A 13,517-nucleotide genomic window follows, 5' to 3' on the forward strand; every position below is an offset into this window, starting at 1 on the left:
AAAATTATGCAGTTTGCCATTTTTATGAATGAAGACTGAAAGAAGTTGCCATACTAGTCATTATGTGTTCTGTTTCATGATGTTAATCCATTTGTAAAGGTGAGTATGATGAATGAATTGTGGTGAATTACTTATCATTGGCGGGGCAGAGGATAAGTGCCTTGAAGGTGAAGTATTAAATAAATTTGTCGAGCTTGCAACCCATAGCGAGGGCGGAATAGGAATATTGCCTACAGCAAGTGAAATTCCTGAGGAAGTGAGTGCAGAGTATACCAAGATCTTCAGGGATTTAGGCGTGAACAGGGTGGAAGTGATCAAGCTGGATTCAAGGCAGGATGCAGACGATCCTGAAATTTGTGAACAGCTGACTTCCTTTTCTGCCATCTTCATTTCAGGGGGCAACCAAAGCCGATTGTCTGAACTGATTGGAAAGACCAAGTTCCACGATGCCCTTTCTAAAGCCTGGCATAAAGGAATGGTGATAGCAGGGACAAGTGCTGGCGCTTCGATTTTAGGTAAGTACATGATTGTCGCTGCTGACACGATGTTGAATGACAATAAGTTAAAGGTTGAAATTGGGGTAGGCTTCGGCTTCCTTGACGGCCTGATAATCGATCAACATTTTTCCCAGCGTGGCCGCTTTGACCGTCTGTTAAGTGCGATAGCGGGGAATAAGGAAATTATGGGTATTGGCATTGATGAAAATACAGCAATTTTAGTGAAAGACGGTCATTTTGAAGTAGTTGGCCAACATCAAGTATTGATTCTTGATGGCAGCACCAGTGATTATATCAATATCACATCTTCTGAAAATGGCAGTGAAGAGTTGACTCTTTCGGGATTTAACCTTCATACCCTAACAAGGGGATACCGTTTTGACCTGCTTACCAGGAAATTGTTGATGAAAAAGGGGATCCAACAATGATGATCAATCGAGTCCGTTATTTAAAAGGACCTAATTATTTTGCTTATACACCTACGATTTGCATTGAATTGGATATAGGGGAACTTGAACAGAAACCATCTGATTCAATACCTGGATTCAATGAAAAATTGTTAAAGGCGCTCCCGAACTTGGGAAGCCATACATGTTCAAAAGGGTATCGAGGCGGCTTTGCCGAAAGGCTGAGAAAAGGAACATGGATGGGACATATATTGGAGCATATGACGATTGAGCTTCAAAACTTGGCAGGAATCGAAGCCATTCGTGGAAAAACGATAATGATGGAAAAGAAGGGTGTTTATTATGTTACCTTTGACTATCAGGAGCCTCACTCAGGACTTCAAGCTTTTTTAGCAGCAAAAGATATCGTGGAAGCCATCCTGAATGGTGAAAAACTTATAAATGTACAATCTTATGTAAAACAAATAGAGGAGTTATATTATAAAAATAAGCTGGGGCCAAGTACTGAAGCCATTTTTAAAGCAGCGCAGGCAAAAGATATCCCTGTCGAGCGAATGGGTGATGAAAGCTTACTACGTTTAGGAACCGGTACAAGGCAGAAGTATGTCCAGGCGACAATATCTAGCCAAACTTCGAATATTGCCGTTGAGAATTCATGTGACAAATCATTGACTAAATCAATTTTAAGAGGGTGTGGACTCCCTGTACCTGAAGGGGAAGTTGCCCATTCCATTGAAGATATCTTTGCCTCGGCGGACAGGCTGGGTTTTCCACTGGTCATAAAACCGTATAATGGGAGACAGGGGCAGGGTGTCATCACTCATATCAAAAATAAGGATGAACTATTCAATGTAATTAATTGTTTGGAGTTGCATGTGGAGAAGTACATTGTCGAACGGCATATTGAAGGACATGATTATCGGTTATTGATAGTCAACGGAGAACTTATCGCCGCTAGTTTGAGGCTTCCTCCCTATGTTATTGGCAACGGTAAGGAAACGATACGCAGTTTGATAGAAAAGGAAAATTGCAATGAGTTGCGGGGAGAGGGTCATGAAAAGCCGATGTCAAAAATCCCGCTTACACATACCGTGACGTGTTACTTGGAAAAATCGAATCGGACGCTCGATACCATTCCGAATCAAGGGGAATTGGTACAAGTTGTCGGCAATGCAAATCTTTCGACCGGTGGAAAGGCAATCGATGTAACGGACCAGGTTCATCCCACCATTAAAAATATAACTGTTGCTGCCGCGAAAGCGATCGGCTTGGATATCGCCGGAATAGATTTTATTTGTGAGGATATATCAAAACCAATCGAACATTCAAGGACTGCAATTATTGAAGTGAATGCTGCACCGGGAATTCGAATGCATCATTATCCGAGTGAAGGGAAAAAAAGGGATGTAGGCAAAGCCATTGTCGATTACTTATTTCCGACTAGGGAAGAGGCGGCTATACCGATCATCGCAGTGACCGGAACAAATGGAAAGACGACAACAACCCGATTGATTCATTATTTTCTTACTAATGAAAAAACAAAGGTGGGCATGACAAATTCTGATGGAGTATATATCGGTGATGAGGTATTGGATCACGGTGACTGCAGTGGCCCTGTCAGTGCAAGAATGGTATTGTCCCATCCTGAAGTTGATATTGCCGTATTGGAAACGGCCCGGGGCGGGATTCTGCGTGAAGGTCTGGCTTTTCGTAAATGTGATGTGGGGATCATCACCAATGTAAGTGAGGATCACCTCGGCCATGATGGAATCGATACATTGGAGGATCTCATTAAATTAAAGAGGCTGGTAGCCGAAGTCGTAATGAAAACAGGCTATTGTGTACTGAATGCAGATGATCCGAATGTAGCTGCCATGAACGCCTATACAGATGGGGAGGTCATTTACACCTCTACTGATGCCACCCAGCCTCACGTGAAGGCTGCGATAAATAAGGGAGGTAAAGTTTGGTACGTCAATGAACAAGGCGTGATTTGTCATTCAGCTGATGGTGTCATCCATCAATTTATGGATTGCACCAGGGTTCCAGTAACGATTTCCGGCATGGCACGTCATAATATCGCCAATTTACTCCAGGCGTTAGCCGCAGCCGAAACACAAGGCGTTTCAATGGAAGAACTAAGAAGGAAGGCTGCCACATTTATGCCTGATACGAATTTGTCCAAAGGGCGCTTCAATTTAAAAAAGTTGAAAGAGCGCACGATCATCATCGACTATGCCCATAATGAAGCAGGATTGAAGGCCATATTCGAAACGGTCAGTGCCTATAGCAAAAATCGTCTTATCACTGTTTTGGCAGGACCGGGGGACCGTATTGATGAAGAGCTTATCAGGCTCTCCAAGGTGGCGGCCATGAATACTGATCTGTTCATCATTAAAGAAGACGATGATTTGCGGGGAAGGGAGCCGTTCGAAGTAGCCGGGCTGCTTCAGGAAGCTGCCATAGAAGCGGGGTTACATAAAGATCGGACATTCATCGAACCTAATGAATTGGACGCATTCGTAAAAGCCTGGGAAACATCACAACCGGGTGATCTATTATTGTTCTTTTACACGGATTTCGAATATGTAGAGAGGTTTTTCGAAAAGGTTTCAACAAATCCATTGCCGAAGAAATAAAAGAACGTGCATTCCGCCTTGCGGAGTGCACGTTCTTTTAATTTCCTTCTGGCTGATTAATCTTTAGCCAGATTGTAAAATTTAAATTTTAATCTTTTTTTATTATATTTCCCATTAACTTTGCTAATGCTTCTTGAGAAGCTGATTTCTCAATTATATTTTGAGTGTTTTCTCCTCTTTCGACTAGGATTGCTATTGAATCTTTATCGATTTCACTCGAATCAATCATGGCTAAAGCCCAACTAGCCCAAAAACGTACTTCTTCATTCATACTTTTTGAGATCTCTTCTTTTAAACTATGAATACTTTTAGTACCTATACGTACCAAGCTGAGACTGGCAGCCATTCTTATTTGATCATTTGTCGAATGTTCAAGTTCATTAATTAACTCAGGAACTGCTATTGAGGCTTTTTCTCCTATTTCTCCTAAAACAACAATAGCCATTGTTTTTAAGTCACTGTTTTCATTATTTCTGAGTGCTTCTCTTAAGATTGGAATTGCTTGTTCTCCCATGGAGCCAATTGTTTGTAAACCTTTTAACGAATCGTGTTGATTATTACTTATTAAAAGTTGATTTATTTCAGAAGTAATTAGTTCCTTATTATTATCCATATTAGATTCTCCTTTCTAAACTTATATGAAATAATTCGATAGAACTATTACAAAACCTTTAATATTTGAAATTAGGTTAATAAATCGGATACATTCATTTAAATTTCCTTTTTTTTCACTCAGATGAGCAAGCGTTAAAATAATCCTTCTTTCTAGTTTAGATCTAAGAGAAGATATTGACATAAAACTCATGATATTATAAATGAATGAAGTTGTTATTCACACAGTAGGACTATGTGATGCTGAGAATAGTATTTAAAAGAGGACTTTGAAAAGGAATTAGATCATATTTTTATTATTATAACCACAAACGTATGAAGGAAAAATTAAAAGACCTGAGTCCGATAGAAGATCGAACTCAGGTCTTAGAGGCTGTTTAAACTTTATTTCTAACTTTATTGGGGCAGATTAGTTTGTCTACAGTCTGAGCTAATCCAAGTGGATTAGCTTTTTTTAATAACCGTTTCATTTGCAGCCGGGACAGCGGCATGGTCTTTTTTATATATTCGCTGAAGCACGATTGACTGAACAATCATGAATATACCTCCGATCGACCAATACAGCGGCAATGCAGCAGGAGCAGAGAAAGAAATGAATAAAATCATTGCTGGCGAGAGCAAGCTCATCATCTTCATTTGTTTCTGCTGTTCTTCCGGCATTTGTCTCATGGAAATGACCGATTGGAAGTAATAAATGACACCAGCAATAATCGCCATGGCAATATTCGGCTGGCCTAGGCTGTACCAAAGGAAACTATGGGTAGCAATTTCATGGGAACCTTGAATCGCATAATAAAAGCCCATTAGGATCGGCATTTGAATTAAGAGCGGCAGACAGCCCATGTTTAAAGGATTGACTCCATGTTTTTGGTAAAGCTGCATCATTTCCTGTTGAAGGGCCTTTTGTTTAGCTGGATCTTTCGTCTCTTTTATTTTCTGCTGGATTGCTGTCATTTCCGGTTTAAGCCCATTCATCTTCGTTTTCATGCTAAGCTGCGTTTTATATTGCTTGGCAGTCAGTGGAAGCAAGACAAGTCGAATCAAAAATGTCATCATGATGATGCTTAAACCATAGTTGCCATTAAATAAATCAGCATTAAATTCTAGCATTTTTGTCATGGGGTTAACCAATGCAGTATGAAATGGACCGCTCGTTGCTGCTGAGCAACCTGTCAAAAGGGTCGTTGCCAAAAATAGGACGGCAATTAAAAACATGTTTTTCTTCTTCAATATAATTTCCTCCTCGAATTGTTAATGTTTTAAACAATGAGAAGGAGGCTTGGCTCATCGGAATCATCTGGTGAATCCTTTTGCCGGATAAATGTGAAAAAGCGCTGTGCGCCGCGCCAGTCAAAAGTGCTGCCTTTCTGAACAGGGGATTTACTTTTATCTGTATGAACGGAAGCTTGATATTTGTCGTTCAAGAGCGATTGCTTTTTATTTAAGAAGTAAAACGCAGCCAGTGGAAAGACAAAGGTAAATAAGTAACCTGCCCATACCGCATGGCGAACCGTTTGATAATCGAATTCTAATAATAATTCCCACATAGGAATCCCTCGTTTTTTCTAAGATAAGAAAATTTAGTTCGGTTGGTCCCCAAAAACGATTTAGGGACTGGCATAAGTTTAAATCATTAAGAACACTATATCAAATTTTAGTGCAAGTAAGCCAAAAAATATAGGGATTTTTTCAAAAAATAAACAGGGAATATTTTCTTGTTATCCAATTTCTGGTTAAAGGTCATGTGGAACCTAGATTCGAATATACGGATAAAAGGAAGTTCAATTCTTTCGATAAACAGAACCACCATAACTGTACTGAAAATAATTTATATCAAGATGCACATCCCCGAAACATGGATAATCCATTAAAAAATCAAATAATGGCTGTAAGTACTCCGCCTTTATTCATTCCACGACTTCACGAGGGAATGTATAAGGCAATGGACGCTTGTTTAATGTAATGGTGCTTATACCAACGTACTTATGTATGGCTTAAGAATGGCCTCTCATTTTGGTTTTATCCCACTTGTCGGTTAAATTCCGCTGGCAGGTTATCGATGGCGACGAGGCCGACAGCGATGGGCCTAATCTGTTAAGGACGCATGAGAAACAACCATTTCATGTTATTAAAAAAACAATCCGCATTTGCGGATTGTTCGGTTTGTCGACAAAGGGGGAGTTCGAAATGGTCTCACCCCGAACCATGATTATAAAAGAAGACTTGAAATGAAACCTTGACTGGATTTAAGGAATTTGCGACACCCCTACCGAATAACTGGCTAGCCAAGATCCCGCTATATGCTGTGAAATCAACTGGAACGTTAGTAAAGCAAACACATATAAAGTTTCAATCCAAGAAATAATCAGGAAAATCAGAAATGATACCATCTAATTGCATCTTTTTGAACATGCGCATTTGTTTTTTATTGTTGACGGTCCATGTATATACTTTCATCCCGTGCTTTTGGATTCGCATTTGCAGCTTCGTACTTAAAATCGTTTGCTTTGGATTCAAAAATGATGCAAACTCGGCAATCTCTTTTAATTTTTGGTCATTAATTCGCCGTTTTATCAAAACGCCCACTTGTATGTCCGGCATTAATTGATGGAACCTTTTCATGGATTCCATATCGAACGAATGTACCATTATCCTATTTTTACTTGTTGAATATTCTTGGAATTTCTCTAATTCTTCTGCAAGTTTCTGTTCAATGCCAGGATAAGCAGATGGATGTTTTATTTCGATTAAGATACCAACTTCTGGCCCGAAATTCTCCAATACCTCACTCAGTAAAGGAATCCTTTCGTTTTTATATCGAGAATGATACCAGCTTCCTGCATCAAGTTCCTTCAATTCGGCTGCCGTGTAATCACGGATGTTCCCTTTGCCGTTTGTGGTTCGATCCAGTGTGGGATCATGATGAACCACAAGTACATCATCTTTACTAAGATGGATATCCACTTCCAGGAAATCAGCTCCCAATTCAATTGCTTTAATATAAGATGCCATTGTATTCTCGGGGCAATATCCAGATGCACCGCGATGTCCAATTTTAAGGGGGGAATGCTGCATTATGAAGCTTTCAGGGAAATCACTCTTTGATCTTTTAGCGTAGATAGCGAACAGGACAAGTATGGTTAACAAGATAATAAGAATAATTGCAATCATCTTTCACACTCCTATTAGGCACATTATTTTAAATTACCCAGGACAGCTCATTTCATAATTTTACATGTTAGGCAGGAAAAAATCATGTTTTACACAATGTTATAATCCAGACTTAAAGGATTTATTGGAAAGGTATGGAATACATATAATTTAAGCATCTATAAAGGAGGGAAAGCGGATGGAATTGCAGGTGAAACCGAAGTCTAAAAAATGGAAGGGGAATTTTGGTTTATATTTTTCCCTGCCCATTCTCTCTTGGGCGTTTTACGATTTTGCCAATACGATTTTTTCTTCTAATATCAATACGATTTTCTTTCCATTCTTCCTCCAGGAACAGATTGGGGAAAATGCCGTTCTTGATCAGATTGCAAGTACCTTCATCTCATACGCTAATGCGATTGCCAGTTTGTTTCTTGTTTTGTTTTCCCCGCTGTTCGGTGTCATGATCGATCGAACGGGAAAAATGAAAAAATACATTATAATTTTTACACTCATTTCTGTTGTATGTACATTTTTAATGGGTGTATTTGGAGGGGCTTCGTTCGATGGAAAGCTTCTGGGCATTCCAATTTCCTTAGCGATCGTCATTCTTTTATTTGTGATAGCAAAGTTTTTCTATCATTCGAGTCTTGTTTTCTATGATACGATGATGAGTGATTTAGGCACGAAACAGCAATTGCCGCTTATATCAGGATTTGGAGTGGCGGTAGGCTATCTTGGAACGTTAGTGGGACTGACGATCTATCCATTCATCAGTAAAGGGAGTTCACATGAAGCTTTTATTCCCACGGCCATTTTATTTCTGTTTTTTTCCCTTCCTTTATTCTTTTTTTTAAAAGAGACTCCAAAACAGCAAAAAGCGAAACAACCTTTTTTATCCGGTTATAAGGATATTAAATCAACATTTAAAGAGATGCAATCCTATCGATCGGTTTTTACTTTCATGATTGCTTATTTCTTTTTAAATGATGCAATTGCGACCACTATCGGAATGATGGCCGTATATGCCAAGACTGTAGTTGGATTTTCCTCAAGCGGATTCATTTTGCTTTACTTGGTATCGACAGTATCGAGTATTGCCGGATCGTTTCTGTTTGGATATATCACGCAGTCGAAGGGACCGCGGCTGGCTGTGACATATGTGGGAGTTCTGCTTTTGGTCGCTTTATTTATAGCGGTCTTCGCACAAACGGCTCTTTGGTTCTGGATTGCAGGGAGTATGTTCGGCATTTCTCTGGGTTCGATGTGGGTGACATCCCGGACATATATCATTGAATTGACCCCGGTAGAGAAGAGGGGGCAATTTTTTGGACTATTTGCATTTTCCGGAAAAGTTTCTTCCATAATCGGTCCGTTTTTATATGGAACGATAACGTTGGTATTCCATGACCTCGGTACATTGGCGAGCCGGATGGCATTAGGGTCACTGATCATCATGGCAGTAATAGGTCTGGGCTTTCTTTTGAAGCTGAAGGGTTTGGAAGAAGTGAAATAGTAAATAGGGAATGGAACCGGCCTTAATGCCGTATCCATTCCCTTGCATATTCTTATACTAAAATCAAGGTGACATCGACGTTCCCGCGAGTCGCTTTTGAATAAGGGCAGGTCATGTGAGCTTTTTTGGCAAAGTCTTCGGCTTCTTCCCTGCTTAGGTCGGGGATTGAAACATCCAACCTTACAGCCAATTTAAAACCGCCGTCTTCCTCATCTTTACCGATCGTGACATTTGCCGACACGGAAGTATCGACTTTTTTCTTTTCTTTTTGCAGAACAAGATTCAAGGCACTGTCAAAACAAGCTGCATAGCCGGCTGCAAATAACTGTTCAGGATTTGTAGCGCGCTCACCGGAACCACCTAATTCCTTCGGTGACCTTACATCGAAATCCAGAATCCCGTCCTCTGATTTAACATGTCCCTCACGACCACCGTGTACGGTAACTATAGCTGTATATAATGGTTTCAATGAAAACAACTCCTTTGTTTATTCTTACCATCTTTAGTTCCCTACTGTAGGCCTTGTTAAACAAAATGAAAGCAAATGTATGGATAGTAATGTTTGAAATCGGTTTTAAATTGGAAGATATTGTTTTATAATGTACTGTATTAGGAGATGTAATACACCCATTTGCTAGGAGGGGTTGATGATGTTTGAGTTGGATGTCGCGAGTGGAAAGCCAATATATGAGCAATTGATTGATAAGTTTAAGGAACTAATGATCAATGAAGTTTTACAGGAACATAATCAACTCCCCTCGATACGAATATTGGCTCAGGAATTGACCATCAATCCAAATACGATCCAGAAAGCGTACAAGCAGCTTGAATCTGAAGGGTTTATATATACATTGCCAGGCAAAGGGAATTTCGTGGCACCTCCTAAATCTTTAAAAAACTCCTTAAAAGAAGAAAAAATCAGAAACCAGCTTTCAAAGGTACTCGCTGAAGCCCTGTATATCGGAATCGATAAACATGAAATTTATAGACTAATAAAGGAAATCAGTCCATTGGCAAAGGGGGGAGAATCATGATTGAAATGAAACAGGTGAGTAAATTATATGAAGGAAAAGAAGCGGTCAAAAACGTCACCTTTGTCATACAAAAAGGCTCCATATTCGGGTTATTAGGTTCAAATGGGGCAGGGAAAACGACTTTATTAAAAATGCTATCAGGCAATCTGGTACAGGACGCAGGTGAAGTTCTGATTGATCGATCATATGTGTTTGAAAACCGAGAAGTGAAAAATCGTTGTTTCTTCCTTCCTGATATGCCTTATTTCCTGGCTAACTATACGATCATGCAAATGGCAGGTTTTTATAGTCATATTTATAGTGAGTGGAATCAAGAACGTTTCTATCAATTACAGGAAGTTTTCCAGATCCCCATCCAATCTAAAATACATAAACTATCGAAGGGGATGCAGAGACAGGTTGCTTTTTGGCTCGCACTCTCGACGATGCCGGAAGTTCTCATCCTGGATGAACCGTTTGATGGATTAGATCCAGTCATGCGTAAAAATGTGAGACAGTTGTTGTTTCAGGATGTATCGGAAAGGGATATGACGATTTTACTATCGTCCCATAATCTGCGGGAAATTGAAGATTTAGCCGATCATGTAGGGATTTTGCACAAGGGTGAACTTGTTATCCAAAAGGATTTGAATGACTTGAAAGCGGATGTACACAAAGTGCAAATTGCCTTTAAACATAAAATTCCCCACGGTTTATACCGCGGAATTCAAATTCTAAACAAGGAAAGACGCGGCAGCGTGATCGTTTGCATCGTTAAAGGTAAAGAATCCATGATTAAATCGCACTTTAATCAGTTCCAGCCAGAAATATTAGATATTCTTCCACTTACTCTAGAGGAGATATTCATTTACGAAATGGGGGATATCGGTTATGTCATCCAGAATAACCTGGTTTAATAGAGAACTGATTATCTATATTTTCAGAAGCACTGGCTGGATTGGTTTCCTGTATCTCGTAGGCCTCATATTTGCACTGCCTCTGAAATTGTTAGCGATTATCTTGAATGAGAACAATGAATATGTGGAATTCGAAAACCTTTTTTCCTGTCAGCAGATGATACAGTTTGTCTTGGTCATCGTTATTCCAGTATTGCTTGCCATCTTCCTTTTTCGATTCTTGCAAATGAAACAAGCTTCAGACTTCATTCATAGTTTACCGATTACTAGACGCAGCATCTACATTCATATGATTGGGACGGGAATTGGCTTCATAGGTTTGCCGATTTTACTTACAGGTTCAATATTGATATTATTTCACTCGGCAATTGATATAGAAAGGCTATATACCATGACGGATATTTGGTCTTGGATGGGGATTACATTTATTTTGGAAGCCTTGATCTTTTCTGTTGCCGTTTTAATTGGAATGGTGACGGGATTATCAGCATTTCAAGGATTGCTGACCTATATTTTTCTTGCTTTGCCGGTGGGGCTGTTTGTTTTGTTTGCGGCCAATGTGAAGTTTTTGATAGCAGGATTCTCAGCAGATTATTATCTAGGTGAAGATATGAATGGCATCACCCCCTTATTAGCAGCAACAGAGATGGAAAAAATCACTTTTTTCTCTATTAATACATTTATTTATAGTATATTAACCTTTCTATTTCTGATCAGTTCTCTTTTTCTCTATGAGAGGAGAAAGCTGGAGCATGTGTCGCAGGCATTTGTTTACCCGATGATTAAGCCATTATTTAAATTCGGACTGACATTATGCATGATGCTGTTTACAGGGCTTTATTTTAGCGAAACGACAGGTGAACCTGGGTGGATTTTCTTCGGATATGCCGTCGGTTCGTTGCTTGGATATTATTTAGGGGAAATCTTCCTGCAAAAGACTTGGCGTATACGGGTCAACCTTAAAGGTTATGTAGCATTTATGGTGGCTATCATTGTGCTGGCACTCATAATAAAAATAGATCCCCTTCAGTATAGGGTCAAGATTCCAGGTGAAAAGATGATTAGCCAAATTTATATTGGCGATTCTCCTTTATTTTTTGAAGATGATGACGCGTCGAATAAAGCTTTCAATTATCTTAAAGAGAAGGAGAATATAGAAGCGATCAGGTTATTGCATCAGGAAATTATCGATAAGGGTAAAAAGGTTTCCATTGGTGAAGTGAATGATGGACAAACCGTATTTCTGATGTATGAACTCAAGAATGGAAAACGGCTAGCAAGAGAGTATCATTTGCAAAATTACGACTCTTACATACCACTGTTGGCGAAAATTTATGAGTCGAATGAATATAAAAAAATGGTTAATGAGTTATTGAATGTATCCGCTGTAGACGTTTCTAAAATCAAGATAACGGCGAGCGGACAAGTGGACAAATCAATAACGATCACGGACGGTCAAGAGCTGGAAGCTGCTGTAAAGTCATTGTCGGAGGATCTGAAAAATCAATCGTTCGCCCAAATGACATCTTCTTTTGGTGATTATGCCTCCATCGAAATTCTTTTGAACAATAACAAAACCATTTATATGAATTGGGACTCTTCATATACTCAGTTTTCAAAATGGATGGAAAGTACCGGACAATCTGCAAAAGCGCGGTTAATGGCTGATGATATATCTTATATCCTGGTTGCGAAGACCGATTCGGAATTTTATCATTCGAATTCTGAAAGTGAACTTGCACAGCAGATTGAACAACAGCCAAATCGCATGAAACTCAAGACGGCTTTGGAAATCGAGACGGCCATTGATAATGCTCAAATCGATTGGGGCGGAGAGTATTCAGCTGCCTTTTATTATAAAGAAAGCAGAGATGTGGATATCAAGAGTTTTTCTGGCGAACATGTTCCTGGCTTCATTTTGGATCATTTTAATGAAAGATAATGTGAATATTTCGCTTGTACATAGAAGGAGGCCGCCCAATATGGCGGCCTCCTTCTGCAATGCCTATAAAATATGTTTGTGTATCTATGCTTTAGAGTTTTACGACGTTTTTAGCTTGAGGTCCACGGTTACCTTCTTCGATCTCAAATTCAACCTCTTGACCTTCATCAAGGCTCTTGAAACCTTCTCCTTGAATGGCGGAAAAATGAACGAAAACATCATCTTCGTTTGGTACTTCAATGAATCCAAATCCTTTGTCACTATTGAACCATTTCACTTTACCTGTTACTGTCATTCGATGAATCCTCCTAAAAAGTTAAAAATATTAATGGTGATGATTTTACCTGGATGGAAAAATCAATTTCACACATTATCCAGCACCCTCAATCAAGTTAAAGTTATCATACGAAGATGATTGATAATATGTGAAAGCCTAAAGGAAAAATTAATCCACTAACCTCTGGAGTAATTTCCAGTTTTTTAGTATATACCCACCTTTATAAAGGATAAAACAAATGGAAGCAAATTATACATTCCCTTTTGGGGAAAATAATTTTAGGAAGGTTTAATAATGGCAAGCATAACGGTATTGTCGCGCAGGATTTTCCTCGATTGAAATTAGACTGGGGTGCCATGACCAACAGCAAAAGCCTTTATGGATGAAATTAGGAAAACTATTTGTCAATAAGTTTTTTACGAGAATAATCGGGTATAGGTTAAGAAAGAAAGGACTGATGGAAAATGAAGAAATTATTAAAAAGGGCCCTCATTTTTGCTGCTCCCATCATATTCAAGGAAGTAAAAAAACGCTGGAAGAACAAGCG

12 protein-coding genes and 1 pseudogene are annotated in these 13,517 nt (G+C 39.3%); 7 read left to right on the plus strand and 6 right to left on the minus strand.

Features of this window, described 5'->3' with window-relative positions:
- The first annotated feature begins 112 nt into the window (after positions 1-112).
- On the plus strand, positions 113-925 hold the full coding sequence (locus QNH43_RS06840; RefSeq protein ID WP_283917264.1) for a cyanophycinase: 813 nt from the start codon (positions 113-115) through the stop codon (positions 923-925).
- Complete coding sequence (gene cphA / locus QNH43_RS06845) at positions 922-3,543, plus strand: cyanophycin synthetase (protein ID WP_283917265.1); 2,622 nt, start codon at positions 922-924, stop codon at positions 3,541-3,543. Before QNH43_RS06840 ends, cphA begins: the two co-directional genes overlap by 4 nt.
- A gap of 88 nt (positions 3,544-3,631) precedes the next feature.
- On the opposite strand, the gene QNH43_RS06850 is transcribed toward cphA, so the two are convergent.
- Positions 3,632-4,156 (minus strand): HEAT repeat domain-containing protein, encoded by a 525-nt coding sequence (locus QNH43_RS06850; protein WP_283917266.1) that lies wholly within the window; start codon positions 4,154-4,156, stop codon positions 3,632-3,634.
- A gap of 278 nt (positions 4,157-4,434) precedes the next feature.
- Between QNH43_RS06850 and QNH43_RS06855 the strand changes: the two are divergent.
- Positions 4,435-4,536: pseudogene (locus QNH43_RS06855) on the plus strand (IS3 family transposase); the annotation flags it as partial.
- A 63-nt stretch (positions 4,537-4,599) separates the two neighbouring features.
- Here QNH43_RS06855 and yidC read toward each other — a convergent pair.
- The 3 genes from yidC to QNH43_RS06870 form a co-directional block, all read right to left on the minus strand.
- Entirely contained in the window at positions 4,600-5,385 is a 786-nt protein-coding gene (yidC, locus tag QNH43_RS06860) for a membrane protein insertase YidC (RefSeq protein WP_283917267.1), read from the minus strand.
- Between the two features lie 29 nt (positions 5,386-5,414).
- Positions 5,415-5,702, minus strand: coding sequence for a hypothetical protein (locus tag QNH43_RS06865; RefSeq protein WP_076366923.1), 288 nt, complete (start codon positions 5,700-5,702; stop codon positions 5,415-5,417).
- A gap of 802 nt (positions 5,703-6,504) precedes the next feature.
- A complete protein-coding gene (locus tag QNH43_RS06870) occupies positions 6,505-7,326 on the minus strand; it encodes a glycerophosphodiester phosphodiesterase (protein ID WP_283917268.1) in 822 nt (273 codons plus the stop codon).
- A 178-nt stretch (positions 7,327-7,504) separates the two neighbouring features.
- Here QNH43_RS06870 and QNH43_RS06875 point away from each other — a divergent pair, with 178 nt between their 5' ends.
- Entirely contained in the window at positions 7,505-8,821 is a 1,317-nt protein-coding gene (locus QNH43_RS06875; protein ID WP_283917269.1) for an MFS transporter, read from the plus strand.
- A gap of 52 nt (positions 8,822-8,873) precedes the next feature.
- On the opposite strand, the gene QNH43_RS06880 is transcribed toward QNH43_RS06875, so the two are convergent.
- Entirely contained in the window at positions 8,874-9,290 is a 417-nt protein-coding gene (locus QNH43_RS06880; RefSeq protein WP_283917270.1) for an organic hydroperoxide resistance protein, read from the minus strand.
- Between the two features lie 181 nt (positions 9,291-9,471).
- On the opposite strand from QNH43_RS06880, the gene QNH43_RS06885 reads away from it, so the two are divergent.
- From QNH43_RS06885 to QNH43_RS06895, 3 genes are read left to right on the plus strand one after another with little or no spacing between them, the layout of a single operon-like run.
- Positions 9,472-9,855, plus strand: coding sequence for a GntR family transcriptional regulator (locus tag QNH43_RS06885; protein WP_076366917.1), 384 nt, complete (start codon positions 9,472-9,474; stop codon positions 9,853-9,855).
- Entirely contained in the window at positions 9,852-10,751 is a 900-nt protein-coding gene (locus QNH43_RS06890) for an ABC transporter ATP-binding protein (RefSeq protein ID WP_283917271.1), read from the plus strand. The genes QNH43_RS06885 and QNH43_RS06890 overlap by 4 nt, the downstream gene beginning before the upstream one ends.
- Positions 10,726-12,693: a DUF6449 domain-containing protein gene (locus QNH43_RS06895; RefSeq protein ID WP_283917272.1), complete on the plus strand. Its 1,968-nt coding sequence runs from the start codon at positions 10,726-10,728 to the stop codon at positions 12,691-12,693. Before QNH43_RS06890 ends, QNH43_RS06895 begins: the two co-directional genes overlap by 26 nt.
- A 91-nt stretch (positions 12,694-12,784) precedes the next feature.
- Here QNH43_RS06895 and QNH43_RS06900 read toward each other — a convergent pair whose 3' ends face one another.
- Positions 12,785-12,988 carry a cold-shock protein gene (locus QNH43_RS06900; protein WP_061462203.1) on the minus strand — a complete coding sequence of 68 codons (204 nt, stop codon included), beginning with the start codon at positions 12,986-12,988 and terminating at the stop codon, positions 12,785-12,787.
- Positions 12,989-13,517: the final 529 nt, after the last annotated feature.

Origin of the sequence: Peribacillus simplex (assembly GCF_030123325.1) — a bacterium.
GTDB classification, from domain to species: domain Bacteria; phylum Bacillota; class Bacilli; order Bacillales; family DSM-1321; genus Peribacillus; species Peribacillus simplex_D.

Coding starts and splice junctions, on each gene's coding strand:
- QNH43_RS06875 (WP_283917269.1), top strand. CDS start 7,505: ATGGAATTGCAGGTGAAACCGAAGTCTAAAAAATGGAAGGGGAATTTT.
- QNH43_RS06900 (WP_061462203.1), bottom strand. CDS start 12,988: ATGACAGTAACAGGTAAAGTGAAATGGTTCAATAGTGACAAAGGATTT.
- QNH43_RS06840 (WP_283917264.1), top strand. CDS start 113: ATGAATTGTGGTGAATTACTTATCATTGGCGGGGCAGAGGATAAGTGC.
- QNH43_RS06890 (WP_283917271.1), top strand. CDS start 9,852: ATGATTGAAATGAAACAGGTGAGTAAATTATATGAAGGAAAAGAAGCG.
- QNH43_RS06895 (WP_283917272.1), top strand. CDS start 10,726: ATGTCATCCAGAATAACCTGGTTTAATAGAGAACTGATTATCTATATT.
- QNH43_RS06865 (WP_076366923.1), bottom strand. CDS start 5,702: ATGTGGGAATTATTATTAGAATTCGATTATCAAACGGTTCGCCATGCG.
- QNH43_RS06870 (WP_283917268.1), bottom strand. CDS start 7,326: ATGATTGCAATTATTCTTATTATCTTGTTAACCATACTTGTCCTGTTC.
- cphA (WP_283917265.1), top strand. CDS start 922: ATGATGATCAATCGAGTCCGTTATTTAAAAGGACCTAATTATTTTGCT.
- QNH43_RS06850 (WP_283917266.1), bottom strand. CDS start 4,156: ATGGATAATAATAAGGAACTAATTACTTCTGAAATAAATCAACTTTTA.
- QNH43_RS06885 (WP_076366917.1), top strand. CDS start 9,472: ATGTTTGAGTTGGATGTCGCGAGTGGAAAGCCAATATATGAGCAATTG.